The 25,011-nt window shown below is 46.6% G+C and carries 22 protein-coding genes; 10 read left to right on the top strand and 12 right to left on the bottom strand.

Annotated elements, in window-relative coordinates:
* Positions 1 to 179 precede the first annotated feature (179 nt).
* Together ACMXYS_RS17110 and ACMXYS_RS17105 are read right to left on the bottom strand one after the other, a co-directional pair.
* Positions 180 to 1,205 carry a CmpA/NrtA family ABC transporter substrate-binding protein gene (locus ACMXYS_RS17110; protein ID WP_415897201.1) on the bottom strand — a complete coding sequence of 342 codons (1,026 nt, stop codon included), beginning with the start codon at positions 1,203 to 1,205 and terminating at the stop codon, positions 180 to 182.
* Between the two features lie 17 nt (positions 1,206 to 1,222).
* On the bottom strand, positions 1,223 to 1,828 hold the full coding sequence (locus ACMXYS_RS17105; protein WP_415882905.1) for an ANTAR domain-containing response regulator: 606 nt from the start codon (positions 1,826 to 1,828) through the stop codon (positions 1,223 to 1,225).
* 229 nt (positions 1,829 to 2,057) lie between these two features.
* On the opposite strand from ACMXYS_RS17105, the gene ACMXYS_RS17100 reads away from it, so the two are divergent.
* Complete coding sequence (locus ACMXYS_RS17100; protein WP_415897200.1) at positions 2,058 to 4,688, top strand: molybdopterin-dependent oxidoreductase; 2,631 nt, start codon at positions 2,058 to 2,060, stop codon at positions 4,686 to 4,688.
* 252 nt (positions 4,689 to 4,940) lie between these two features.
* On the top strand, positions 4,941 to 5,543 hold the full coding sequence (locus ACMXYS_RS17095) for a hypothetical protein (protein WP_415897199.1): 603 nt from the start codon (positions 4,941 to 4,943) through the stop codon (positions 5,541 to 5,543).
* A gap of 72 nt (positions 5,544 to 5,615) precedes the next feature.
* Here the strand turns inward: ACMXYS_RS17095 and ACMXYS_RS17090 are convergent, their stop codons facing one another.
* Complete coding sequence (locus tag ACMXYS_RS17090; protein ID WP_415897198.1) at positions 5,616 to 6,413, bottom strand: FAD-binding oxidoreductase; 798 nt, start codon at positions 6,411 to 6,413, stop codon at positions 5,616 to 5,618.
* 429 nt (positions 6,414 to 6,842) lie between these two features.
* On the opposite strand from ACMXYS_RS17090, the gene ACMXYS_RS17085 reads away from it, so the two are divergent.
* The 3 genes from ACMXYS_RS17085 to ACMXYS_RS17075 all read left to right on the top strand — a co-directional run bounded on the left by ACMXYS_RS17085 (position 6,843) and on the right by ACMXYS_RS17075 (position 9,689).
* Entirely contained in the window at positions 6,843 to 7,817 is a 975-nt protein-coding gene (locus tag ACMXYS_RS17085) for a DUF1852 domain-containing protein (RefSeq protein WP_415897197.1), read from the top strand.
* 25 nt (positions 7,818 to 7,842) lie between these two features.
* Positions 7,843 to 8,871 carry a methionine synthase gene (locus ACMXYS_RS17080; protein ID WP_415897196.1) on the top strand — a complete coding sequence of 343 codons (1,029 nt, stop codon included), beginning with the start codon at positions 7,843 to 7,845 and terminating at the stop codon, positions 8,869 to 8,871.
* Positions 8,872 to 9,128: 257 nt separating this feature from the next.
* Positions 9,129 to 9,689 (top strand): hypothetical protein, encoded by a 561-nt coding sequence (locus ACMXYS_RS17075; protein ID WP_415897195.1) that lies wholly within the window; start codon positions 9,129 to 9,131, stop codon positions 9,687 to 9,689.
* A 178-nt stretch (positions 9,690 to 9,867) separates the two neighbouring features.
* On the opposite strand, the gene ACMXYS_RS17070 is transcribed toward ACMXYS_RS17075, so the two are convergent.
* Positions 9,868 to 12,039, bottom strand: coding sequence for a TonB-dependent receptor plug domain-containing protein (locus ACMXYS_RS17070; RefSeq protein ID WP_415897194.1), 2,172 nt, complete (start codon positions 12,037 to 12,039; stop codon positions 9,868 to 9,870).
* 19 nt (positions 12,040 to 12,058) lie between these two features.
* Positions 12,059 to 12,592: a chorismate--pyruvate lyase family protein gene (locus tag ACMXYS_RS17065; protein WP_415897193.1), complete on the bottom strand. Its 534-nt coding sequence runs from the start codon at positions 12,590 to 12,592 to the stop codon at positions 12,059 to 12,061.
* A gap of 116 nt (positions 12,593 to 12,708) precedes the next feature.
* Here ACMXYS_RS17065 and ACMXYS_RS17060 point away from each other — a divergent pair, with 116 nt between their 5' ends.
* Positions 12,709 to 13,296 carry a DUF1415 domain-containing protein gene (locus tag ACMXYS_RS17060; RefSeq protein WP_415897192.1) on the top strand — a complete coding sequence of 196 codons (588 nt, stop codon included), beginning with the start codon at positions 12,709 to 12,711 and terminating at the stop codon, positions 13,294 to 13,296.
* Here ACMXYS_RS17060 and ACMXYS_RS17055 read toward each other — a convergent pair.
* Positions 13,293 to 14,174 (bottom strand): LysR substrate-binding domain-containing protein, encoded by an 882-nt coding sequence (locus ACMXYS_RS17055; protein WP_415898269.1) that lies wholly within the window; start codon positions 14,172 to 14,174, stop codon positions 13,293 to 13,295. The two genes, ACMXYS_RS17060 and ACMXYS_RS17055, sit on opposite strands and share 4 nt — an antisense overlap.
* 131 nt (positions 14,175 to 14,305) lie before the next feature.
* Here ACMXYS_RS17055 and ACMXYS_RS17050 point away from each other — a divergent pair, with 131 nt between their 5' ends.
* Complete coding sequence (locus ACMXYS_RS17050; RefSeq protein ID WP_415897191.1) at positions 14,306 to 14,854, top strand: pyridoxamine 5'-phosphate oxidase family protein; 549 nt, start codon at positions 14,306 to 14,308, stop codon at positions 14,852 to 14,854.
* An 11-nt stretch (positions 14,855 to 14,865) separates the two neighbouring features.
* Positions 14,866 to 15,462 (top strand): glutathione S-transferase family protein, encoded by a 597-nt coding sequence (locus ACMXYS_RS17045; protein ID WP_415897190.1) that lies wholly within the window; start codon positions 14,866 to 14,868, stop codon positions 15,460 to 15,462.
* 17 nt (positions 15,463 to 15,479) lie between these two features.
* Here ACMXYS_RS17045 and ACMXYS_RS17040 read toward each other — a convergent pair whose 3' ends face one another.
* From ACMXYS_RS17040 to ACMXYS_RS17015, 6 genes are all read right to left on the bottom strand, one after another.
* Positions 15,480 to 16,985: a diguanylate cyclase gene (locus ACMXYS_RS17040; protein WP_415897189.1), complete on the bottom strand. Its 1,506-nt coding sequence runs from the start codon at positions 16,983 to 16,985 to the stop codon at positions 15,480 to 15,482.
* 132 nt (positions 16,986 to 17,117) lie between these two features.
* On the bottom strand, positions 17,118 to 17,849 hold the full coding sequence (gene phoU / locus ACMXYS_RS17035; RefSeq protein ID WP_415882891.1) for a phosphate signaling complex protein PhoU: 732 nt from the start codon (positions 17,847 to 17,849) through the stop codon (positions 17,118 to 17,120).
* Positions 17,850 to 17,867: 18 nt separating this feature from the next.
* The gene (pstB, locus tag ACMXYS_RS17030; protein WP_415897188.1) at positions 17,868 to 18,701 is read right to left on the bottom strand and encodes a phosphate ABC transporter ATP-binding protein PstB; all 834 of its coding nucleotides are present in this window, start codon (positions 18,699 to 18,701) and stop codon (positions 17,868 to 17,870) included.
* 23 nt (positions 18,702 to 18,724) lie between these two features.
* A complete protein-coding gene (pstA, locus tag ACMXYS_RS17025) occupies positions 18,725 to 20,413 on the bottom strand; it encodes a phosphate ABC transporter permease PstA (protein ID WP_415892864.1) in 1,689 nt (562 codons plus the stop codon).
* Positions 20,414 to 20,440: 27 nt separating this feature from the next.
* Positions 20,441 to 22,714, bottom strand: a complete 2,274-nt coding sequence (locus tag ACMXYS_RS17020; RefSeq protein WP_415886294.1) for an ABC transporter permease subunit — start codon at positions 22,712 to 22,714, stop codon at positions 20,441 to 20,443.
* 144 nt (positions 22,715 to 22,858) lie between these two features.
* On the bottom strand, positions 22,859 to 23,830 hold the full coding sequence (locus ACMXYS_RS17015) for a PstS family phosphate ABC transporter substrate-binding protein (protein ID WP_415882887.1): 972 nt from the start codon (positions 23,828 to 23,830) through the stop codon (positions 22,859 to 22,861).
* 223 nt (positions 23,831 to 24,053) lie between these two features.
* Here ACMXYS_RS17015 and ACMXYS_RS17010 point away from each other — a divergent pair, with 223 nt between their 5' ends.
* Positions 24,054 to 24,455: an acyl-CoA thioesterase gene (locus ACMXYS_RS17010; RefSeq protein ID WP_415882886.1), complete on the top strand. Its 402-nt coding sequence runs from the start codon at positions 24,054 to 24,056 to the stop codon at positions 24,453 to 24,455.
* A gap of 49 nt (positions 24,456 to 24,504) precedes the next feature.
* Positions 24,505 to 25,002 (top strand): hypothetical protein, encoded by a 498-nt coding sequence (locus ACMXYS_RS17005; RefSeq protein WP_415882885.1) that lies wholly within the window; start codon positions 24,505 to 24,507, stop codon positions 25,000 to 25,002.
* The last annotated feature ends 9 nt before the right edge of the window (positions 25,003 to 25,011 follow it).

Genomic DNA, 25,011 nt, shown 5'->3' with positions numbered 1-25,011 from the left:
TGGTGCAAAAGTGCGAGGGCAAAAATGGGGCGAGTGAAGTTTATTTTGGGGCGAAAGGTTTAAAAGGGGGCTTTAAATGGAATAAAGATTTTCAATAGAAGGGCGTGTTTTAGTCTTGGAGCTTTGTAGAGAAAAAAGCTCAGTTCTTGTGAACTGAGCCAGTGCTTTTTAATTTAGATTTAAGCGCCGATCCAGTCTTGATATAGATCTTTGCGATAGACATTGTGAACGATCTCATCTTGATCAAATTCCTGCTCGCCGATCTGGCCACACTTACGCATCTGATCGATTAGGAAAAGCCCATGATCAGGATCTGGGCAGTTCACATTCTCACCGGAGAAATGCTGCTCCATCGAATAAGGTGGAGTGAACTTAGATAGTTGCTCCGCTGCTTGATCTAAATAAGGTGGCAGTGCGAGTAGTTTTAATATCTCAGCCTGATTGTTTGGATCTTCTGCCCATAGGCAGGCTTCGTGGAGTGCTTTAATTAAAGCGCGGTGGGTATTTGGGTGTTGATCAGCCCACTGTTGCGTGACGCCCAGCACTTTCTCCATGTGAGAGCCCCAAATCTTATGGCCGGTACTCACAAGACCACCAATCTGTTGCACTAAAGCTAAGCTATTCCAAGGTTCACCTACGCAGTAACCATCGATCAAACCGGTGGAAAGGTTATCGAGCATTTTGGTCGGTGGTACTGCGACCAGCTGAACATCCTCTTCGGTATTGATGTTGTTCTGGTTTAACCAGAAGCGTAGTTGGTAGTGATGGTTTGAGTAGGGGTAAACAGTTGCGATAACCGGTTTGCGTCCGCTTTGTTGGATCAGCTCTTTAAACTGTTGGCCGACCTGTTCACTATCGTCCCAATCAGAGATCTTATTGGACAGGGCCATATAAAGTTCTTGTGATAGGGTGATCGCCGTACCGTTCTGGCTTAGGGATAACGCCGTCATCATCGGTGTCGGGTTACCATTTAAGCCTAATGTTGCAGCCAGCGGCATCGGTGCCAGCATATGGGCTGCATCAAATAATCCAAAACTTACTTTGTCGCGAATAGAGGCCCATGAGGACTCTTTACTCAGGATGACATTCAAACCATGTTTCTTAAAAAAGCCTTTCTCGCGCGCAACAACCAAAGGGGTACAATCGAGCAGTGCCACAAAACCTAGTTTCAGGTCAGTTTTTTCTAGTGTCAGTGCATCTGACATATCAGCTCCTATCTCTTTTACTTACTCAGGCCGTTCGCCAGTTGTAAAACTTCAATCACATTTCGTGCCACATCGGGAATTTTCTGGCCTCGGTCCATCGCAAGCTTGCGCAGGGTTTGATATGCCTGTTCTTCATCGCAGCCTTGATGCTTCATCAACATGCCTTTGGCTTTCTCTATGGTTTTGCGCTCTGCCAGTTGGTTTCTGGTTTTCTCCAACTCTTCACGTAATAAACTGTGAGCATCGAAATGAGCAATCGCCGTATCCATAATCGCTTTTACGCGGTCTGGTTGTAGGCCGTCGGCTATATAAGCGCTGACACCGGCGTTGATTGCTTCGGCCATCGTCCTGCGGTCGTTCTGTTGTTCCGCAAAGAAGACGATAGGGCGTGGATTGTTCTGGCTCATCGTCGCCATACTTTCCAACGTGTCACGGTTGGGTGAATCCATATCTATAATGACTATGTCGGGGTGGTTCTCCTCGACATGCTTATTTAGATCAGTGGTGTTAGGTAGATGACAGACAACATGGTGCCCCAGCGTATTTAACGCCTTCTCAAGCGCATTCACACGAATAGGCTCGTCATCGATCAACAGCACGTTTAAACAGTTTACTTTACTCATTAATCCAGTTCCGGAATTGGATAGCCTGTCATAAAGCAATATTTGTTCCATGGTTATTCGAGCGCTTTATGGCACGCGCTTTGCTGTACTAGGAGCAATACATTTTGATGCGCAACGGTGCGTGCTTACTCTTTCTTCAGTTTAGGGTATGCAGGCGCCTGCATTCCAAAAAACTGACCAGTAAGCCAAATACTTACGTTGCTCTTGGATAGTTTTATTGGAGGTAAAGATGCAAACGACAACGACCTGTCCTTACTGCGGCGTGGGCTGCGGGGTAAAGGCCGAAATTGCTGACGATTGCGTAGTTGCAGTAAAGGGTAACGAAGAACACCCCGCTAATTTTGGCCGATTATGCGTAAAAGGCTCCTCTTTAAACGAGGTATTAGGGGCCGAAGGGCGCTTACTCAACCCAGTCGTCGATGGCGAAATTGTTGAGTGGGACAGTGCTCTTGAAACAGTCGCGGAAGGTTTTAAGCGCACTATTATGGAGCATGGGCCCGATTCTGTGGCCTTTTATCTATCCGGGCAGCTCCTTACCGAAGATTACTATATTGCCAACAAACTGATGAAAGGCTTTGTCGGTACGGCCAATGTCGATACCAACTCGCGCCTTTGTATGTCATCAGCCGTAGCAGGTTATAAGCGCGCTTTTGGTGCCGATGCTGTTCCTTGCTGCTATGAAGATCTAGAACTTGCCGAGCTGATCATCATCACCGGTTCAAATGCTGCGTGGAACCATCCAATTCTGTTCCAGCGTATGAAAGCAGCCAAAGCTAAGAATCCTAATCTGAAAATTGTAGTGGTAGACCCACGTCGCACAGCGACTTGTGATATCGCCGATCTGCATATTCAGCTCAAAGCCGAAACTGACAGCTCTCTGTTTACTGGTTTGCTTTCTTACTTAGCGCGTCATGATCATCTTGATTACGAATATATCGCCAACTTCACTGAAGGCTTCGCTGATGCCCGTGCTAATGCCGAGCTTACCTTCCCAGATGTTGATAGCGTGGCTAAAGCTTGCGATCTACCTATCATGCAATTGCGCACCTTCTTTGAGTGGTACGCCGAAACTGAAAAAATTGTGACTTTCTACTCGCAAGGGGTGAACCAGTCCGCCAGCGGAACCGACAACTCCAATGCCATTATTAACTGTCACCTTGCGACGGGCCGCCTAGGTAAGGAGGGCGCAGGACCGTTCTCTATTACTGGGCAGCCAAACGCAATGGGCGGCCGTGAAGTAGGAGGCTTAGCAAACCAGCTTGCAGCACATATGGAGCTAAACTCGCCCGAATCGGTCGACCGTGTAGGACGTTTCTGGGGTAGCGATAATGTTGCGACCAGCGCCGGTTATAAAGCGGTGGATCTGTTCGAAGCGATTGAACAGGGCAAAGTAAAAGCGATCTGGATTATGGGTACCAACCCTGCGGTAAGTCTGCCAAATGCCGATCAAGTGGTGCGTAGCCTGAAACAATGTCCGCTGGTGGTTGTATCTGATTGTATGGCGCATACAGATACGGTTGCCCTTGCGAATGTATGTTTACCAGCGACGGGCTGGAGTGAGAAAAACGGTACTGTAACTAACTCCGAGCGTCGTATCTCCCGTCAGCGCAGCTTACTGCCGCCATCAGGCGAAGCTAAACCGGACTGGTGGATTATCAGCGAAGTCGCAAAACGTATGGGCTATGAGCAGGCCTTCAACTACGACCACCCATACGAGATCTTTAAAGAGCATGCTGAGTTATCGGGTTTTGAAAACAACGGCAGCCGTGCTTTTGATATCAGCCAACTGCAAGATCTGGATCTGAAAAGCTACGATGCCCTGAAACCACAACAGTGGCCGGTAACCGATGCTGCGCCTTATGGCACCGCGCGACTATTTGCCGACGGTAAGTTCTTTACGCCATCGGGTAAGGCACAGTTTATTACGGTCGATCCACACGACCCGCTACAGCAGCCTTGCGACGAAATGCCTTTTGTTATGAATACTGGCCGTATTCGTGACCAGTGGCACACCATGACCCATACAGGGCGTACCAGCCGCCTTTTTCAACACCGCGAAGAACCTTTTGTTGAGCTCAACAGAGAGGACGCGGAAAAGCTGAAAATCAAAGAATCCGAGCTCGTTAAACTTAAAAACATACAGGCTGAATATATAGGCCGTGCCCGTATCGTCGATACCGATCAGCGCCGTGGCGAAATCTTTGTACCTATGCACTGGAACAAACAGTTCAGTGCCAAGGCGCGTATGGGTGCTCTTGTTCAACCGGCGGTCGATCCGTTCTCGGGTCAGCCAGAAGGTAAACACGCGGTAGTAAATGTCGAGCCGTATAACCCTGCTTGGGAAGGCTGGTTAATTACTCGCAAGCCCCTAGATGATGCGCTACCGGTTGAATACTGGTCTCGCGTGCCCAAAGAGAGTGCATCGCTCTACTATCTGGCAGATAGCAACAAAATCGAAGATATGCGCAGCTGGTGTCAGGAACAGTTTGGTGAAATCGATATCTGGTTGGAAGATGCCAACCAAAATAGCTTCCGCGCAGCGGGTCTCAATGGCGAGCAGCTTGAATGGGCCTTCTTCCGTATGCCTTACGGTCAGATCCCTTCAACACTATGGTTGGAGCAACTCTTTGCCGAAACCGAAGTGAATATGGATCAACGCCGCTTCCTACTCAGCGTAACCGGCTGCGAACTGGAAGATCCGGGTGAGATTATCTGTAGTTGTTACCAAGTAGGTAGCCACGCCATCGAAGATGCTATCCAACAGGGCTGTAACTCACTCGATGCGCTAGGAAACAAGTTGAAGTGCGGTACGAACTGTGGCTCCTGTATTCCTGAACTGAATGGGATGTTGGGGAAGTAGTGCGGTAAGAGGCAGGGTAAAAACGGGAAAAAGCAGCCATTGGCTGCTTTTTTATTTTTAGGACGCCGCTGCGCGGCTAGAGGAAAAGAAGGACGCTTCGCTAGAGGACGGCTTCGCCTAGAGGCAAAAAAGCTATTTAAGTTCTGTTTGTGCTCTATGCAGAGCTCTGTGTGATTGTTAATCAGATGCAATTAATAGATAGTTAGTTAAAGGATATTGGCTCAATGCACTCCAAGGAAAAAACTGTAGTTTATGAAGAATTATCTTTTACTAGCCTTTCTGCTTCTCACGTCATTGAATCTTGCTGCTGAATCCGAAGATAAGTCCCGATGCGATTTCTATGAAGACACGAAAAAGCATGGGGATCCAAGAACATACCTGTTACTTGGAGATTGTTATTACATTGGGAAAGGCAGGTCGAAGAATGTAGCTAAAGCAGAAGCTCTTTGGCTACAGGCTGTGGCTTTAGGTGAAAAGCAAGCTGCATTGAACCTAGGTAGCTATTACGCCTTTTTTAAAAAGGGACGTGAGTTAGAGGGGCTAGGTTACCTCAGCTTAGTGGAAGATAAATATCCCAAGGATGCAAACCTATTGCAGGGACTGTTTTACCTAAAATATCCAAATTTTAGAGGATTCAAAACTAACAACCTTGCTTACCACTTTTTAGATAAATCATTTTCAGCTGGTAGCTTTATTTCGGCATACACATTGTCTTATGCGATTAGTGAAGGATTAATTAAGGTTGATGAAACAGCTAATAGTTGGCTAGCAAAAGGCGATTTACTGTCGCCTAGTGGGGTTGATTTAAGTTTGGTGATAAATGAACTAAAACATGGTGGTTTTATTGATAACTAGAATTCAAAAGCATGATTTTCAGAATGCTAGCAAGTAGGGTGTAATAGCGGAGCGTATTACACCTTTATCTCTTCAACTAGCTGCTTTCTCGTTCCTTGGTGCAAACTCAAACACGTCTGAGTAGCAGTTCTCTTCCTTAAGCCCTTTTGCCTCCAACTGATCGATAGTGCCGTAAACTATATTGGGTGAGCCGCAGAGGTAGGTTTGAGTGCCTTCAAGTGCATCACAATCTTCGCTTACTACTTCGTAGATAAAGCCAGTGCGGCCGTTCCAGTTGGTGTTTGGCGATTCAAGAATCGGTGTGAAGCTGAGGTTCGTATTCTGATCCGCCCAAGCTTGGAACTGCTCTAGCAGATAGAACTCTTCGCTCTGTTTGTTAGACCAGTAAATATTCACCTCCGTATCGGGTTTACGTCTTAGTACCTCTTCGGTGATGCTTTTAATTTTGGATATGCCAGAGCCCGCCGCGATTAATAGGTGAGGCTGAGTAAGGTCAGTCTGTAAAAAGGCTTTCCCCATTGACAGCGTTACATTCAGGGACGTTTGGCTTTCTAAATGTTGAGATAGGCAGTTCAAAACCTTATCTGCAAACTCACTACCGTTTTGGATAAACAGTTGTAAGCGGTGAGGGTTTGTTAAATCTGGGCTGCTGGCAATGGTGTAGGAGAGCGTTTGTAGCTGACCATCGCCATTAACATCTAAATCGAGCTGCAGATACTGTCCTGCGTGATAGTTAAGCTCTTTACCTGCTGGCGATTGCAGCTCAATATCAAATGTATCTGTATCAAAAGAGCCATTACTCAAAGTGGCAAACTTAACAACCTGACAAGGGTAAGAAGCGACGGGGTAGGTTGTGGCAAGGTTACTCATAAACAAACCTAAATATTCTGTTTTCGTGACTGATTGCCAAGCAGCTTAAAGAGCTTATTGCATGAGTAGAAATGGTTAATTTTCACTGATCAATTAGTTTCCCTCATACATTGTCTATTCGCTGCGTTTGCCTAGCACTAGATCCTGAGCATCACCGATGCCGATGTGGCCTGCGTAAAATGGGCGCTCATCCAGCATAAACGTACCTCGTAGTGCCTATTCCAAATGTTGCCTTAATCAATTCATGAGCAAAGGTCATCAAACCATAAATTTTAATCAATTTTTTTCATAAAGCCGTCCCTGTAAAAAGTTCACTTAACGCTCACCAGAAGTACGACTGCTCCTAATATCGGCCCTTGGTTATTTAAGGCAGGTGAACAGTCCATAGAGCGATGAAAAGTCAGACTTAATTTCTACGGAATACAGATTATGAGCAACGGTTTCGAATACAGCATTGAGCGCATTAGTTTCGATGAAAACTATGAGCCATCAGGCAATACTCGCCTAACAACTAACTTTGCCAACTTGGCGCGTGGCGAACAGCGTAAAGAAAATTTGAGCCGTGCGATCAAGATGATTGATAACAGCTTTAATACGCTGGCGACTTGGGATAACCCAAACAATGATCGTTACTCGGTAGAGCTTGAGATCATCCATGTTGATATTGATGTCCAAGGGAATGGCAATAACTTCCCAACCATTGAGATCTTAAAAACATACATCCTAGATCACAAAACTGAGCGCCGTATCGAAGGGATTGTTGGTAACAACTTCTCCTCTTACGTGCGTGATTATGATTTCAGCGTGTTGCTGTTGAATCACAACAAAGATGCCGAGCAATTCAGCGTGCCGGATAACTACGGCGAGTTGCACGGCAACATGTTTAAAGACTTTGTGAACTCAGAGGCTTACAAGCAGAACTTCAATAAGCTGCCTGTAATCTGCCTGAGTGTATCGGATAACAAAACGTATTATAAAACGCCAAATACCCACCCGGTATTAGGTACGGAGTACGAGCCAAACGAGCCGTCATTGACCGAACAGTACTTCAAAAAGATGGGCATGGAAGTGCGTTACTTCATGCCGCCAAATAGCGTGGCGCCTTACGCGTTTTATTTCTACGGGGATCTACTCAACGATTACACCAACCTTGAGTTGATCAGCACCCTTAGCACGATGGAGACGTTCCAAAAGATCTATCGCCCAGAGATTTATAACGCCAATGCTTTTGCCGGTGAAGTGTTTAAACCAAGTTTGAAGCACCAAGATTTCTCACTAACGCAAGTTGTGTATGACCGAGAAGAGCGCAGCCGTTTAGCGGTTGAACAGGGCAAATGGGCGGAAGAGCACTTTATTAAGCCCTATGGGGAAATTCTTGAAAAATGGTCTGCTAACTACGCGTAAGCCAAGATATAGAGCTGTATAAATTATGAAAAACTTACTACCTACTTCAACTGCTGGCAGTTTACCTAAACCCTCTTGGCTAGCAGAACCAGAGCAACTTTGGTCACCTTGGAAACTTGAAGGTGATGAACTCCTATTCGGCAAACAGGATGCACTGCGAGTGACCCTGCAAGAGCAAGAAAACGCCGGTATCGATATCGTTAGCGATGGCGAGCAAACACGCCAGCACTTTGTGACTACGTTTATCGAGAACCTGAGCGGCGTTGATTTCGAAAAGCGCAAAACCGTTCGAATTCGTAACCGCTATGATGCCAGCGTACCGACGGTAGTTGGCCCAGTGAGCCGTCAAAAACCTGTGTTTGTCGAAGACGCTAAGTTCCTGCGTAAACAAACGGATCAGCCGATTAAATGGGCGCTACCAGGGCCGATGACCATGGTTGATACCCTGTACGATGATCACTATAAGAGCCGTAAAAATCTAGCTTGGGAGTTTGCCAAAGCGTTAAACGAAGAAGCGAAAGAGCTAGAAGCGGCTGGCGTGGACATTATCCAGTTTGATGAGCCGGCATTTAACGTCTTCTTTGAAGAAGTAAATGAATGGGGCATCGCTTGCCTAGAGCGCGCGATCGAAGGGCTTAAATGCGAAACAGCCGTGCATATCTGCTATGGCTACGGCATTAAAGCAAATACCGATTGGAAAAAAACGCTGGGCTCGGAATGGCGTCAATATGAGGAGACGTTCCCGTCTCTGCAAAAATCCAATATCGACATCATCTCTTTGGAGTGCCACAACGGCCGTGTACCGCTTGAAGTGCTGGAACTGATTCGTGGTAAAAAAGTGATGGTGGGTGCGATTGATGTCGCGACCGAGACCATCGAGACGCCGGAAGAGGTCGCCGAAACACTGCGTGGTGCGCTCAAGTATGTTGATGCCGACAAACTTTATCCTTGCACTAACTGCGGTATGGCACCTCTGTCACGCGAGATCGCACGTGGCAAACTGAATGCTCTGCGCGCGGGTGCAGAACTGGTTAGAAAAGAGCTGGCAGCGTGAGAATTAAGGGGTAAGGACGCCGCTACGCGGATAGAGATCGCTTCGCTTTTAGGACGCAGATACGCTGCTAGAGGACGGCTGCGCCTAGAGAAAAGGATTTTAGTGGGGGAGTGGCTTCTGCTTTGTGCCAAAAGCGGAAATTCACTGATGGCTTATGCTAATCTGCTAGGCAGAGCTAAGCATTTCTATAGATCAAGTCCAATAGCGGCGAAGAGATTGCTGTCTACTAATCTTGTATCTATCGGGGGATATTAAGGATGATAAGAACAGAGTTAGAGCGGCTTCAAGCTGAAAACGAAGCCCTAAAGGAAAAAATCGCTCATCTCGAAAAGCATATATACCAACTAGAAACTCATCAAACTCTTTTTGCAGGAGCAAGAGGAGAATCTATTATTTCAAAATTGGTTGATGGTGAAGTTACTGCTTACGGTGAAAGTCATGATATAGAAATAGGGGGGGAGGAGGGCTTACGTCTTGAAGTTAAAATGGCTAGCCTTAATCGTCCTGTTAAGCACAGTAATACGTTAAGGTGGGCATGGAGTAAAATTCTGGGTGAAAGTGGTGATAAGGACTATGACTGGCTGATTCTTATTGGGAAAAAAGACGAAAGGTATCTTGCTTATTATCCCGATCTCGATTCAGCTTATGTGTTTTTTGCAGTACCTAAAACAGAGCTCACATCTTTACTAAGTAATTCTGGAAAGAAAAAAATGATCTACCTAACTACAAACCCAAGGACGACACGATCTAGGACTGCAATCCTGTTTAAAAAGTATATGTTGTCTCAAGACCAACTATCTAAACAGTTTGGCTTGTAGTAAAAGTGCTGAATGATACGTAATCCATTAAAGGATTATATTCTTTTAATTAGATTGCTCTAATGTAAGTCCGCTTTGTGTCGAAAGCAGTCGAGCAATTATCTAGCGTAGGGTGTAATAGCGAAGCGTATTACACCAATTCCAAACCTTAGTTGTGTTCAGCCAGTCAATTACTTGCCTAGAACTGGTAAGTCAGTTCTCCTAACACGCTTCGACCTTCAATAGGATAATCGTTAGGGATGATTGAAGACGCAGGGGTGGTGGCATTCTTATCCAGTACGTTTTTGATGATCAGAGCTGTACTGAGTCCAGCTAACTTGTGTTCTTTTGAGAGTTTTAGGTTCGCCCATGAATAACCGCTGTGTTTTGTGCGTGTGTCGTTTGGAGCCCTGTTACTCGAACCGATCCAATGGTTATTCAGGTTTAGCTTCCAATGATTGGGGAGACGGTAATCTACGGCTAGGTAGCCCGTGTGGTTTGGAATATCGGCGACACTGCCACCCGTAATCGAGTTTTTGGTGTTTAGGTAGTTGTATTGGGTTTTCAGTGTTAACGAATGATTGATATGCCAAGTTCCCTCTATCTCTATGCCGTAACCTTGCTGTTCCATCGAGTTCTGGAATTGATATACAGAACCGTTAAATTGGTTGGTGATCAAATCATCGGCTTGGTAGTAAAAGAGCGTATTTTGTAGATGCAGAGTTTCTTTGGGTTTGATGTCAGCAACCAGTTCCAGTGTTTCTATTTTTTCGGGTTTAAGCGGCGGCGAGCCTAGTCCACCGGGATTGTTCTTTAAATAAAGCTCGCTGAATGACGGTGCACGGAAGGCCCTGCCGTAGAGTAATTTGCCGGTAAGTTTTTGATTTGGCTCCCAAACCAAGCCCATTCTCGGATTAAATACTCGGCCAAAATCGGAATAATGATCTATACGCCCACCGACGGTGAGGGTCCAGTTTTTATTTAGCGCCCATTGGTCTTGAATCGCTAAAAATGCATTATGACGTTCATTATCTTCTGAATAGACGTAAGACTGATCGCTAACGTCGGTTAAGTTGCCATCAACAACCGTTTCGGTGCCGTCTAACACACCGGGACCAAAGTTCTTTCTTTCTTCACTGCGGAAATTACTAAATTGCCCCCCGACCTGAAAGCGCCAAATATGATCGGGTGAACCAACATAGTTTAAAATGAGATCAACGTAAGATTTATGCATTTTGGCGGAAGGAATGCCTATGACTCCATCTGTAAAACGGACTAAGTTGCCTCCTGGAGTATATGGGTTTCCATCGCTGCCAATCGGAATAATACTGTTGGCTGGAAACAGGGTTAAGGTGCTTTCACCTTCTTGATAGTGGTAGGAATAGTTGTTCTCCAGGGAATATTGAGAGTTGATAATGCCCCGGTATTGTAGATGCGACATGAGGGAGTAAGTGTCTTCATAACCCGAACTGTCTAGGGCACGAGCACCGCCTTGGCCGTTACCTGCTTTATGGTTATGCCAAAACCAGTTATTCCAGCTCCAGTCACCCCTATCGATATTTAACATCGCATTGGTAACTGAGTAATTTCTATTAAGCTGGCCGGGCGCTAATGATGCGTTTGAACCGAACCAAATGTCATTCAGCGACTGGAAGTCTTGAGTAATAATTCTGGAATCATCGCCGTCACTTTGCTGATGTTCTAGAGAAAAGAAATAGCCTTTGCCAAAGCCATCAAAGTCGCTGTGTTGTACCGTGAAATCACGACTGCCAAAGCTACCCGCTCGGGCTTGAAACATAGGTTCAGAATAATCCTGCGAGCGTTTTGGCACTATATTGATGACGCCTGAGTAGGCATTTGCACCATATAACGCAGAGCTAGCACCTTTGATCACTTCAATGCGTTCAATTGCGTTGAGGGGTAAGCGAAATGTTGTGGGAAGGCCACCACTGAATGGGTTTTTAAACTCTATCCCATTAAAGAGAACCAGAACTTGAGTGGAAAACCCATTTTGAATACCGCGAATACTGTAGACCGGGTCCAATCTGCTTAGATCTGAGCGCTGGACATGTAACCCTGCAACCGTTTCCAAAACCTCATCGAGATGCGTTGCGCCCATAGCTTCTATTTCTGCAGCGGTGATGACGCTAACCGTACCGGGTGATTTTCGGATCGCTTCTAGATGGCCAGAAGCGATCGTAGAGAAGTAGTCACCTTCATGGGGATAATTTCGTTCATCAAAGCTTCTTTCATCAAAGCTTCGTTCATCGAAGGATGAATTCGGGTCGGCAGAAATGCTCTTTGCGCTAAAAATTAATAATAAAACGAGTAAATATAAAGGCTGTTTTATCAATAAATTAAGTAAACGCATCTGGCTATTCTCCGCATTATCACTTGCCTAATAGCTCAGGCAAAAATGCTTCAGAAACCAGCAATGGTTTATTGGAAAGGAAGAACACTGAGCGGCGCGCCCAGATCTCGGTTTTATCTTGGAGTTGCAGACGACTGATCTCTATAGGATCGCGGCGCATGGTTGGGTCGGTAAATAGCAGGCTTCCCAAAGAACGGTTACCGAGCATTCGCAGCTGACGCTCACTACCGGTTAGAGTTTGTGCTGGGATAATGGAGCGGGCAAAGACCCAAGGTACGTCGTTACCGATCAGCTGAACCTCTCGGACTAGCGCACATTGGCGCTGATCTATACCTAGAGCATTGGCCTCAGAGCGAGTTGGGCGCATCCATCCTTGTCTTACCACCTCAACACGGAAATTGCCCTGACTGCGTTTTACCAAGCGCTGGGTTAGGGAGCCGCTATCGAGCAACCAGCTCTGCCATTCGTGAGGCACCACGGTTTTGAGTGGTCGACGCAGTTTCAACCAACGGTTATCAAAACTTTGGGTGGTAAGAGCAGACTTTATAGGCACTGTTTTGGCACTTAGGCTTCCGAATAACAAGTGGCGCTATCTTAGCAGAAAGGGAGGTCTGCATCATAGGCACCAAAAGGGAGCATTGACGGGGCAGCTGGGGTAAAATGGCGGCTATGACGACTGATAAATTCTCTTTTCCAGCAGCACAGGCAGAACAGTTAACTCAACAATGGGTTGAGGCGATTGTGGTTGGCCTAAATCTATGTCCTTTTGCTGCACCTGAAGTGCGCAATCAGAGCATTCGTTACGCGGTATCTCATGCCCGTGTGATGACCGATGCAGCGCAGGATTTCCTAGCTGAGCTGGCTAAAATTCAGGACTCGCCTGAAGAAGAGTTATCCACAACCTTAGTTGCGTTTACCGAGACAGCGGTGGATTTTGAGTCGTTTCTTGATCTGTTAGATCTTTGCCAAACTATGCTTGAGCGTGCGGGCCTAGCCGGTGTATTCCAATTGGCTAGCTTCCACCCTGATTACTGTTTCTCTGGGGTTGAAGCGGATGATATTACTAACTGGACCAACCGTGCGCCGTTCCCAACCATTCACATTATCCGTGAAGGGCAGATGAGCCGTGTGTTGGTGCACTATAAGAACCCTGATGAGATTCCTGAACGCAATATGGCGTTGATGGAAACTATGGGGCGTACTGGCTTAATCGAGCGCTTCCCACCCCTAGCTCAATACTGGCCTGTAGAGTCCTAATCGCTCTGTAAGCGTTGCTGTAATCGTGGTCGTGCCCACTCAATAAAGGCGCGGCTTCTAGACGATAAGCGGCGTGAGTGAGGATAGACCAGATTGACCGGTATCGATGGGCTTTCAAACTGCTCGAGTACTGGGGTCAGCTGACCTGTTTTGATATGCGGATTTACCTGATAACTTAAGAATTGACCGAAACCGCGACCTTCGCGACAAGCATCCACGGCTGTTTCGACATGATTGGTTTTAAAGCTACCCTGGACATTGATTCTGTATTGCTGACTACCCTCAGTAAATCCCCAAGTGGCGTGAGATCTAAGCGCGGTGAGATGAATACAGTCGAGCTGCTCTAAATCATCTGGGTGATTCGGTACCCCGTATTCTGCAATATGATCTGGACTCGCGCAGACTTTGTATTTGACCTCGCCGACTTGTTTCGCGATCAGAGTAGAGTCGGGTAGGGGGCCGATACGCAGGGCGATATCCATCCCTTCCTCGATCAGGTCCACTACGCGATCCAACAGCAGCAGTTCTACCTCCATTTCCGGATAAGTATCTAAAAACTCATTAATCACAGGGCTGAGATGTAGGCGGCCAAAGGTTTGCGGCGCCGTGATCCGAATCACCCCTTTGGGGATCGTTTGCTGCTGGCTAAGGGCATTTTCTGCATCTTCCACCTCCAACAATATCTGGCGGCAGCGCTGGCAGTAGTCATCGCCTTCCTCGGTTAGGCTGAGACTACGGGTGGTGCGATAGAGCAACTGAGCACCGAGCTCTTTCTCCAGTGCTGCTAGCGTTCGGACCACCGAGGATTGGGACATGGATAACTTTTCTGCTGCTGCACTGAGGCTGCCACAGTCGACGATTTTGACAAAAACCGCCATCGCTTTGAGTTTATTCATCTCTGCAGATTAATGCATAAATTGCATTATTGAAATCTAGTTTGCTCTATTTATTGCGTTATCTGTTTTCAACATAATCAATAGCATGATCAATGTTCAAGCAAGGTGTTTTCATGGCCCATCGTTTTAGCGACATAACCTTTACCGAGTCTGTACTGGCAATGCAGCAGCGTTTTGGCAGCTATGAGAAGTCAGCTGTAGTACGCCAGCGAATGCCTGATTTTGATCGTTTCACCGAGCGTGAAGCAGACTTTATTCAAGCACGGGATAGCTTTTATATGGCGTCAGTGGGGGAAGATAGCTGGCCCTATATTCAACACCGCGGTGGTGAGGCTGGCTTTCTAAAGGTGCTGGATGAAGAGACTTTAGCTTTTGGAAATCTCAGTGGTAATGGTCAGTATCAGAGCTTAGGCCATTTTTCCAAGAATGATAAAGTAGCGCTATTTTTAATGGATTATCCCCATCGTCGGCGCTTAAAAATCTTAGGCCGGGTCAAACTACTCTCGGTTGAAGAGCATTTAAAACTCTATGCAGATCAGATGGAAAGTTCGGCCAAAGCGGAATCGTTTATTCATATTAAACTGGAAGCGTTTGACTGGAATTGTTCCAAGCATATTACCCCTAGGTTCACCGAAACTGAGTGGGCGCGGGAATCAATTTAAGGAGAATAAGAATGAAACTGTATGATTTGGAACCTTCAGGTAACTGTTATAAAGCGCGACTGTTTGCATCACTAACCAACATTCCGCTAGAGCTGGTGGCAGTGGACTTCTTGGCGGGGATGCATAAGCAATCACCGGTGATCGACTTGAATCCATGGGGTGAGGTACCGGTACTAGAGGATGGCGAAACCGTACTACGCGATTCCCATGCAATTTTGGTGTATCTAGCGCAGAAGTACGCAACACCAGAGTGGTATGGCAATTCCCCTGAGGAACAAGCAGAGATTCAGCAGTGGTTATCGACTTCGGCAAATGAAGTGCAGAATGGCCCAGGTGCAGCGCGCTTAGTGGACAAATTTGGTTATGACCTGAATAAAGAAGCGACGCTAGTGGTGGCCGACAGAGTTTTGGGGCTGTTGGAGTCTCATCTAGCGAATCACGACTGGTTAGCACTAGATCGTCCGACGATTGCCGATTGCGCGGTAATGCCTTACGTGGCCTTAGCTTGGGAAGGTGGAATTAAGTTGGAAGATTATCCGCAGATTGGTCAGTGGATTGATCGCATTAAAGCGCTACCGGGTTTTATTCCAATGTCTGGCCTAGAATGATCTAGCTGAGAGTGTTTCTAGCTTAGAGTGACTTGGTTACGGCCATTCTCTTTGGATTTATAAAGTGCTTGGTCGGCCAGCTCGATCAGCTCATGCGGCGAGCCTCCTTTAGAAGGATTAATCGAGGCTACGCCCGCACTGACCGTGGCGGTATCGCCGGTACTGGAAAACTTATGTTCGATCTTAAGCTCGGCAACGGCAGAGCGAATTCTTTCTGCAATCAGCTGTGCACCTTCAATATCTGTTTCGGGCAGAATCACCGCAAACTCTTCACCGCCATAACGACAGACCATGTCCTGTGCTCGTTGAATGGAGGCTTTAATAGTTTGCGCGATGGTACGTAAGCAACCATCACCCGCTAAGTGACCATAACCATCATTAAACGGTTTAAAGTAGTCGATATCGAGCATAATCAGCGACAGATTGCGTTTAGAGCGTTGTGCACGTCGCCATTCCGTTTCAATATTGCGTTCAAACTCGCGGCGGTTATTGACCTGAGTTAGACCATCAACACGAGCCGAGCGAGCCAGTTGATCCTGAGACTGTTTTAGCTGCATCAGAATTTTAATGCGTGACTGAATAACGGCAGGCGCACGGTTTAGCACGAGGAAATCTGCGGCTCCTGCTTGATAAGCATCCAGCTCTAGCTGATCCTCAACCTGCTGGCTAAGGAACGCAATCGGCAGCGGGAACTCATCTTTGCTTTTGGTCACCTCTTGGCAAAGAGCAAACATATCCGACCATTGATTCTCTGTGCCTAAGAGTAAGAGGTCAGGCGCATCTTCATGCAGTAAATTTTTCAGCTCTTTCAAATTAGCGGGGAGCAGGATGTTGTAGTCGTTGCGCAAGATAGCGATCACCGGCCAGACGATTTCGATACTGTGATCGCAGTAGATTGCGATAGTTTGTTGCTCCGAGCGCGGACAGCTCTCTCGATGTTGATCTTGAGAGTCGATCTCTTTGCCTTTGAAGAAGGCTTTAAGGTCTTCTGGGCTTGGTAGACCTAGGGATGTACGGCCATCATCAGCGCAGATCACCGGAATACGCAAGTTAAAATCACCTTGTTCCCAAGCGGCTTGCCATGCGATCAGTTTGTTTTCTTGAGATTCTTCAATGTCCAGTTCGGTCGGTAGGCCAGCTGCCATTAAGCAGTCGTAGATTACTGAAACATCAGCGATATCTTTTCCTTCTACCCAAAGAGCGCGATAGAGTAATCGACGCAGATGGATCGACTTCTCAATATCATGCTCGGCTGCTTCTATGACACAAAGGCTGGCAAAGTGACTGTCGCTTCGTGCTTTAGGCAGTGCTACTTCGATGTTAGGTACACGGCTGCGAACAACGAATACTTCGCTGGCGAGTTCGGCCTGACTTTCGGCGGTTTTATTAAAAATCGCGATATCAGGCGCGTGCTCAACTAAGCGCCAATCCACTTGCTGCAAAAGACCAAACTGATGCAACTGCTCATGCAAGGCATAGCAGAAGGGGCAGTTGAGGTCGGCGTATACAGTGTATTGCAGCATGAGAGCCCTAGTTGATAGATGAGTCATATAAGTATCGACCAATATTCGAATAACTTTGGCGATAAATACAAAAAAAGCAGCCTAAAGAGGCTGCTTTTTCAATCGATAAGGCTTATTAAACAGAAGCTTAGATTAATCTTCGTTTTCTGGTTTAACGGCTTTTTTGATCTGCTTAAGGCTACCGTGACGTACATCGGTACCGCTCACTAGGTAGATTAGGTGAGCAGCCATCGCACGTGCATGTTCAGAGATACGTTCAAGGCTACGTAGAACCCAGATTACGTTCATTACACTAGAGATAGAGCGAGGATCTTCCATCATGAACGTTGCTAGAGAACGCATCGCAGAGCGGTATTCCTGGTCTACAGATTTGTCCATTTTCGCAACGCGGTAAGCAAGATCTGTATCGTTACGGGCAAACGCAGTTAATACGTCTTTAACCATTTGACGAACTAGGTTGCCGATATGACGGACTTCCTGATAACCGCGTGGTGATTCGCCTTCTTCAACCAATTCAATCGCATGGCGGCAGATACGCGCAGCTTCATCACCCATGCCTTCTAGGTCAGATACCGCTTTGGATACGGCGATAATTAGACGCAGGTCACTTGCAGCAGGTTGGCGTAGGGCAATGATCTTGGTGCATTGCTCATCGATCATCACTTCCATGTCGTTAGTCTGCTTATCAACCTTGCGGGACTGTTCAGCCAGTTCTGCATCGCTGTTTAGCAGGGCGTCGATACAGTCGTGTACCTGACGCTCTACAACACCACCCATGGTTAGCAAATGGGTTCTAATTTGCTCTAGTTCTTCATTAAACCGAGCCGAAATATGCGTGGAATAATTTTCAGTATTTAGTTCCATGATCTGATTCCTTCCCCATTAACCGTAACGGCCAGTAATGTAGTCTTCAGTTTGTTTCTTAGCCGGATTAGTGAACAACGTATCTGTTACACCAAACTCGATAAGATCACCCATATACATAAAGGCAGTGTAATCAGATACACGCGCAGCCTGTTGCATGTTGTGGGTTACGATCACGATCGTGAAGTCTTTCTTCAGTTCGTGGATCAGTTCTTCAATCTTCAATGTAGAGATTGGGTCAAGTGCAGATGCTGGTTCGTCCAACAGCAGAACTTCTGGTTTTACCGCAATCGTACGTGCGATAACCAAACGCTGCTGCTGACCACCGGACATGCCTAGTGCACTCTCGTGTAGACGGTCTTTAACTTCGTCCCAAAGTGCAGCAGATTTAAGTGCCCACTCAACTGTTTCGTCGATAACGCGCTTTTTAGTTACGCCCTGAATACGCAGGCCGTAAGCAACGTTTTCGTAGATAGATTTCGGGAATGGGTTTGGCTTCTGGAATACCATACCCACGCGACGACGTAGTTCTGCGATATCAACGCTGCGGTCGTAAATGTTGTTATCATCCAGCAGGATCTGACCTGTGATGCTGCAATCATCTACTAGATCGTTCATACGGTTGAAGCAGCGTAGTAGTGTTGATTTACCACAACCAGAAGGACCGATAAACGCAGTAACGCGGTTCTTAGGGATGAGCATATCGATACCGTGAAGCGCTTCGTTATCGCCATAGCTCAATTTAAGGTCTTTAACCTCAAGAGCCATTGTTTCTTCTTCAAGGTTCAAAATACGGTTATCTCGTTGCATTGTAGAGATATCAATTGCGTGTGTTTTAGCTTCGCTAGTCATTGTAGCAACCTTTAAAAATTCTATTACATTTCAAGCGCTTTGTATTTTTCACGTAGGTGGTTACGAATCGCGATTGCAGACAAGTTAAGTGCTGCGATTACTGCCACCAACAAAAACGCTGTTGCGTATACCAGCGGACGTGCCGCTTCAACGTTCGGGCTTTGGAAACCAACATCGTAGATGTGGAAGCCCAAGTGCATAAATTTCTGATCCAAGTGTAGGAACGGGTAGTTCATATCCAATGGCAGACTTGGTGCTAGCTTAACTACACCTACCAGCATCAGCGGTGCTACTTCACCTGCCGCACGGGCAATCGCAAGGATTACACCGGTCATAATCGCTGGACTAGCCATTGGGATTACAATCTTCATTAGGGTTTCGAACTTTGTCGCACCTAGCGCCAAAGAACCTTCACGAACCGCACGTGGGATACGTGTTAGGCCTTCCTCTGTCGCTACAATCACAACTGGAACTGTTAGCAGTGCAAGTGTGATAGAGGCCCACATTAGACCTGGCGTACCAAAGGTTGGTGCTGGTTTCGCTTCTGGGAAGAACGCGTCATCTATGTGACCACCCAAGAAGTAAACGAAGAAACCTAGACCGAATACACCGTATACGATTGACGGTACACCCGCCAAGTTGTTTACAGCGATACGGATAACGCGCGTTACAAAACCCTGTTTCGCGTATTCACGTAGGTAAACCGCAGCAACGACACCGAATGGCGTTACGATCACAGACATGATGATAACCATCAGTACTGTACCGAAGATTGCTGGGAATATACCGCCTTCAGTGTTCGCTTCACGTGGATCTGTACTTACGAATTCCCAGATCTTAGAGAAGTAGTGAAGGATCTTGCCGCCTAGGCCCATATCGTTTGGTAGGAAAGCACGCACAACGTGTGCAACTTTAAACTCTACGATTTTGCCGTTTGCGATCTCCGCAACCACAGTGTCACGGTTAAATTTCTCGTAAAGTGCGAGTAGATCACCTTGAAGACCTTCGTATTCTGCGTCTAGTGCCGCACGTTTCTCTTCAATCTCTTTGTACTGAGCTGGGTCAGTTACATTTTTAAGTTGTAGAGAACGCTCTTGCAGACGCAGACGCTCCAACTTGTAGTTGATCGAGCCAATACGGTCTTTCTCGATATCTTCGATGTCACTGTGGATATCTAGCGCACGCTCGATACGGCTTTCTAGAAGTGCCCAAAGTGCTAGATACTCGTCAGTTTTTTCGTAACCCTCATAGCTAGAAACCAGTTTGCCATCTTCTTTGATGCCACGTAGGTAACCGTAGAAGTTACCCCATTCACGACGCTCAGCAGTGAATAGCATTTCTGGTTTAGAAGGATCTTTAATGAAGTCTTCCAGAACCCAGATGAAGTCAGTACCACCGTGGTCACGGTTACCGACTTTCATCAGGTTACGCTTCATGCTCTCAACACCTTCTGGTACCGCTACGCCACTATCGCGTAGTTGAGCTGCGGGAACATCTTCAGTTTGGACTTTTTCACCGATCAGGGTAACGCTGTTGCCCTTATCAACGTAAGTCGCTTGGATAACATCTGCAGGCCAGAAGTGACCCAAACCGCGAATTGCGATAAGAGTCAGTAGACCTACAACCATGATCAAACAGATCGCTACGGCACCGGCATTAAGCCATACCCAAGGTGCGCCGGATTTTGACCATTCAGTAAAAGACTGTCGCATTACTATATTTCCTCAATCAGGCACAAATTACAGAGAGCCGTACTTCTTACGTAAACGCTGACGTACAACTTCCGCCACGGTGTTTACGAAGAAAGTGAACAAGAACAGTACGAATGCTGCCAGGAATAGAATACGGAAGTGGGTACTACCAACTTCAGATTCCGGCATCTCTACTGCAATGTTTGCAGCCAGAGTTCGCATACCCTCAAAGATATTCACGTCCATGATTGGCGTGTTACCTGTTGCCATCAGTACGATCATGGTTTCACCTACTGCACGACCCATACCGATCATAACTGCAGAGAAGATACCTGGGCTCGCTGTCGGCATTACTACGCGTACCAGTGTCTGCCATGGTGTAGCACCTAGTGCTAGAGAACCGTAAGACAGGTGTTTTGGTACAGCGAAGATCGCATCTTCAGTGATAGAGAAGATCGTTGGGATAACCGCAAAGCCCATCGCGATACCTACTACTAGCGCGTTACGCTGGTCGTAAGGAATGCCTAGCTCTTGAGTTACCCAGTAACGCATCTCAGTACCGAACAACGCTTGCTCTAATCCTGGAGCGACCCAGAAGCTGAACATTGTTGCGATGATTACAACAGGGATCAGTAGCGCTGCGTCCCAGCCATCTGGCACTAAGTAGCGTAGTGTTTTAGGTGCACATGCCCATGCATAAGCGAACGCGATAATAGCCGCAGGTACGACCAGTAGGGTGACAAAGATCCCCGCTAGGTTTACCTCCATAAATGGCGCTAACCATAGACCTGCTAGGAAGCCCAAAATTACCGTAGGCAGTGCTTCCATCAATTCGATGAAAGGTTTTACCTTACGGCGCATTGACGGCACCATGAAGTAAGCTGTGTAGATCGCACCACAGATCGCTAGCGGCGTACCTAGAAGCATGGCGTAGAACGCTGCTTTTAAGGTGCCGAATGCTAATGGCATTAAGCTGTATTTTGGCTCGAAGTCGTTGGTAGAAGCGGAAGACTGCCAAGTGAACTCAGGCTCTTGGTAACCTTCGTACCAAACTTTCTCCCACAGTGCGCTCCAAGAGATCTCTGGGTGTTCGTTGTGAACCGCCCAAAGCGCTAACTTACCATCCTGTTCAACCAATAGTGCGTTAGAACGAGGTGATAGAGCGATCATATCTACATTGCCTTGAGCAACGGCAGCTGTAAGTGAGTTACGTGATGCTGTTGTGCTGTAGAAATCGATAACGCCTTGGTCCGAAACCGTTACAAAACCTTTGCGGCGGTGCTCAATAGAGATGCTGCTGATTGGTGAAGTACCGTTTTCGAAGCTGCGAATCTGGCGCATTAGCCATTCGCCTTTCTCGTTACGAACCAAGAACCACTGTGAGGTCACGCCTTTATCGTCAGAGATAAGTAGGGAGTTACCACCAATCAGTAGCTCAAAAGAGGTGATCTTATTTTTGGTCGTCTCGATTAGCTGAGTAACTTTAGGGCCACCGTCTGCTTGCATATCAACGATGCCCAACTTGCCGCCTTCACCAGAGATCATCATCCAACGACGATCTGGCATCAGCAGTAGTTTCTCAGCTGGGATGTTCATATTTGGAAGCGTAATGCGGTTAGTGTCCGCTTCTACTTCCTCAGTAATCAGGTTCTCGGTTAGGGAAACTTCAGTCGCAGCGATGTTTGCTGCCTGACCACCGATTAGCGTCCATTCTTCCTCTTCACCATTGATTGCAAGTAGCTCAAGTGGTGAATCGCTTACCTGAATCAGTTCAGAACCTAGTGGGTATTCCACTTCTGGCGTGATAACACGTACGCCATCAGGGTAAGTAGAACGGTATTTGTGTTTGAAGACCTGCGCCTGACCGTTGCTGTAACCCAAAGCGAAAATACCGCTATATTCAGAAGCTAGAGCAAAGCTGCTAACTGTTGCACCTTCTGGAATATTGGCAGTTTCTGTTTTGATTACGTTACCGTTGCGGCTGTTAAAAAACACTAACTGACCAAGATCTGTAACACGCAGAGCGATCTCTGTTTGTTCTTCCATTGTCAGATAAAGTGTCTTGCCGTCACCTGGAACAGTGTAAGGGGCAATTTCCTGTCCATTTTTCTGCCAAGGTTCGATGCTGGCAGATTCGAACAGCGGTGCTACTTCATAAAGTAGATAAAAGAAGATCAGAAGGATTGCAACAATAACGCTGATACCACCAAATGCGATACCACCTGAAGCAAGTTTATCCTTCAACGCACGTATGTTTCTGTGTCGCTTGGCCGACGCGGTATTAAAATCCAGGTCGGACGTTGCAGTGTTTTCTGTACTCATGGCACATAGGTCTCGGAAGTTTACTAAGAAGACGGCGCATACAATATGAAAAGTTTGTTACATCTGTATTACAGTGACTGTCATAAACGAAAAAAGGGGGCCAAAATGGCCCCCTTTTTCCTAAGATCAGATGATCAAAATATATTACATGCCTAGCGCTTTCATCTGCTTCTCTACAACTGCCGCTGGTAGTGGGATGTAGCCGTCTTTAACTACTACTTCCTGACCTACTTTAGACATAACCATTTTCAGGAACTCTTTCTCTAGAGGAGCTAGAGGCTGACCTGGTTTCTTGTTTACGTATACGTATAGAGAACGAGCTAGTGGGTACTTGCCGTTTAGCGCGTTTTCAGGAGTTGCTTCTACGAATGCGCCGCCATCTTTCTTCGTAAGAGGTAGTGCACGTACAGATGCAGTTTTGTAACCGATACCAGAGTAACCTAGTGCATTAAGAGAAGTAGATACAGACTGTACTACAGATGCAGAACCTGGCTGCTCGTTTACGTTGTTCTTGAAGTCGCCTTTACATAGAGCTTTCTTCTTGAAGTAGCCGTAAGTACCAGATACTGAGTTACGACCGAACAACTGGATGCTCTTATCAGATAGGGAACCTGCTACACCAACATCACCCCAAGTTTTAGCGTCTGCAACAGCGCCACACTTCCGAGTAGAAGAGAAGATAGCGTCAACCTGGCTGATAGATAGACCTTCAACTGGGTTATCTTTGTGTACGAATACTGCTAGCGCATCGATTGCTACAGCAACAGGCGTTGGCTTGTAACCAAACTTCTTCTCGAATGCAGCGATCTCTTTGTCCTTCATCTTACGAGACATAGGACCGATGTTAGAAGTACCTTCAGTTAGCGCTGGTGGCGCAGTAGAAGAACCAGCCGCTTGAATCTGAATGTTAACGTTCGGGTAGTTACGCTTGAACTCTTCAGCCCAAAGCGTCATTAGGTTAGCTAGTGTGTCGGAACCTACAGAAGAAAGGTTACCAGAAACACCAGAAGCCTTAGAGTAAACTGGTAGGTTCTTGTCTAGCAGGTCAGATGCGTTTGCAGCTACACAAGTTGCAGAGATAGCAACAGCAGCAAGCAGCTTTTTCATAGGTTTCATGTATAGGCTCCAAAGAGTCTTAAAATTAGATATATGAGTTAAGATGCGAACACTATAATTTTCTTAAATGACAAAAGTGTGACACTTAGAAAAGAATTTTTACGTTGTACATATTCAGGGTATTAGCCTTTTGTATTAGAGTAAGCTGACTAATAAATACAAAATTCACAGTTTCTATCATTACCCTAAGGAGTGGGGATGGCAGTAAAGGAGGGGTAATCCCATGGAGCATGTCGAGGAAAATAGCCATCAGCCAGCAGGTGAATTAAGCCTACTTCTGCCGGCTTCAAGCGATGCTACCAACATGTTTGGCGATGTTTATGGTGGTTGGGTATCCGCTAAAATTGTACAGGCTGCCGAAATTTATGCGGCTAAATTATCTAAGGGCCGTGTCTCTACAGTATCGGTTGGCCAGATGGAGTTTTTATCTCCAGTACTAGAGGGAACTATTATGTCCTTCTACACTCAATTGATTGAAAGTGGCCGCAGCTCTTTGCGAATCCACGTTGAAGCTTGGGGTTGTTGCCCTGATGGCAGTGAACTAAGAAAAGTGACCGAAACCGAATGTGTGCAAGTTGCCATTGATGGCCATGGACATATCCGCGATCTGGCGGTTGCCATATAAGCGGCTATAGTTACTTCTAAGATCAACCATAACAACAAGGATGTTTAATATGGCTCATGCAGATCCGTTACCTATATACGAACAACTATCTGAAACTGACAGTGTGATTGTGCAGGCAAATGACTTTGCCTTTCGCCGATCTTGCTTAGACGCGTATGAAGCGGCGTTAAAATTCTGCTTAGCAGAGTTGCACTTACCCAACTTATTAGATGAGGACTCGATGCACGCAGTTGAGCGCTATATCGCTCGACACTTCGCGGAGTTTTCGTTGGGTACCCAGCAAGGTTTAAGTCAGGCGCCAGCCATTTGGCAGGCTTATTACAGCGCTTGGCCGCAACTGTCGGCCTCAGAAAAACAGGCCTTTGGCTTTACCGTTTTATCTTTAGTGTTTGGTGAAACAGTTGCTGCTGAAGCGGTCGGGTATGCAGGTACTTCTGCACCGGCAACCTTGCAAGCCTTTGATATTGATACCATGAGCCATGATGTCATTTATAACGGCATAGGTCAGACAGAACCGGATGGTAGCCTTTTAATAGACGAGAGCTAGCATTGTTTC

The organism is Neptuniibacter sp. QD57_21 (assembly GCF_047778075.1).
Lineage (GTDB): Bacteria > Pseudomonadota > Gammaproteobacteria > Pseudomonadales > Balneatricaceae > Neptuniibacter.
The sequence above is the reverse complement of the archived record's forward strand: the minus strand, read 5'-3'. Positions and strand labels throughout refer to the sequence as shown.

Coding starts and splice junctions, on each gene's coding strand:
- ACMXYS_RS17085 (WP_415897197.1), top strand. CDS start 6,843: ATGAGCAACGGTTTCGAATACAGCATTGAGCGCATTAGTTTCGATGAA.
- ACMXYS_RS17055 (WP_415898269.1), bottom strand. CDS start 14,174: ATGGCGGTTTTTGTCAAAATCGTCGACTGTGGCAGCCTCAGTGCAGCA.
- ACMXYS_RS17020 (WP_415886294.1), bottom strand. CDS start 22,714: ATGAGTACAGAAAACACTGCAACGTCCGACCTGGATTTTAATACCGCG.
- ACMXYS_RS17105 (WP_415882905.1), bottom strand. CDS start 1,828: ATGAGTAAAGTAAACTGTTTAAACGTGCTGTTGATCGATGACGAGCCT.
- ACMXYS_RS17075 (WP_415897195.1), top strand. CDS start 9,129: ATGATAAGAACAGAGTTAGAGCGGCTTCAAGCTGAAAACGAAGCCCTA.
- ACMXYS_RS17090 (WP_415897198.1), bottom strand. CDS start 6,413: ATGAGTAACCTTGCCACAACCTACCCCGTCGCTTCTTACCCTTGTCAG.
- ACMXYS_RS17050 (WP_415897191.1), top strand. CDS start 14,306: ATGGCCCATCGTTTTAGCGACATAACCTTTACCGAGTCTGTACTGGCA.
- ACMXYS_RS17095 (WP_415897199.1), top strand. CDS start 4,941: ATGAAGAATTATCTTTTACTAGCCTTTCTGCTTCTCACGTCATTGAAT.
- ACMXYS_RS17080 (WP_415897196.1), top strand. CDS start 7,843: ATGAAAAACTTACTACCTACTTCAACTGCTGGCAGTTTACCTAAACCC.
- ACMXYS_RS17100 (WP_415897200.1), top strand. CDS start 2,058: ATGCAAACGACAACGACCTGTCCTTACTGCGGCGTGGGCTGCGGGGTA.
- ACMXYS_RS17110 (WP_415897201.1), bottom strand. CDS start 1,205: ATGTCAGATGCACTGACACTAGAAAAAACTGACCTGAAACTAGGTTTT.
- ACMXYS_RS17010 (WP_415882886.1), top strand. CDS start 24,054: ATGGAGCATGTCGAGGAAAATAGCCATCAGCCAGCAGGTGAATTAAGC.
- ACMXYS_RS17040 (WP_415897189.1), bottom strand. CDS start 16,985: ATGCTGCAATACACTGTATACGCCGACCTCAACTGCCCCTTCTGCTAT.
- pstA (WP_415892864.1), bottom strand. CDS start 20,413: ATGCGACAGTCTTTTACTGAATGGTCAAAATCCGGCGCACCTTGGGTA.
- ACMXYS_RS17005 (WP_415882885.1), top strand. CDS start 24,505: ATGGCTCATGCAGATCCGTTACCTATATACGAACAACTATCTGAAACT.
- ACMXYS_RS17070 (WP_415897194.1), bottom strand. CDS start 12,039: ATGCGTTTACTTAATTTATTGATAAAACAGCCTTTATATTTACTCGTT.
- ACMXYS_RS17015 (WP_415882887.1), bottom strand. CDS start 23,830: ATGAAACCTATGAAAAAGCTGCTTGCTGCTGTTGCTATCTCTGCAACT.
- phoU (WP_415882891.1), bottom strand. CDS start 17,849: ATGGAACTAAATACTGAAAATTATTCCACGCATATTTCGGCTCGGTTT.
- pstB (WP_415897188.1), bottom strand. CDS start 18,701: ATGACTAGCGAAGCTAAAACACACGCAATTGATATCTCTACAATGCAA.
- ACMXYS_RS17060 (WP_415897192.1), top strand. CDS start 12,709: ATGACGACTGATAAATTCTCTTTTCCAGCAGCACAGGCAGAACAGTTA.
- ACMXYS_RS17045 (WP_415897190.1), top strand. CDS start 14,866: ATGAAACTGTATGATTTGGAACCTTCAGGTAACTGTTATAAAGCGCGA.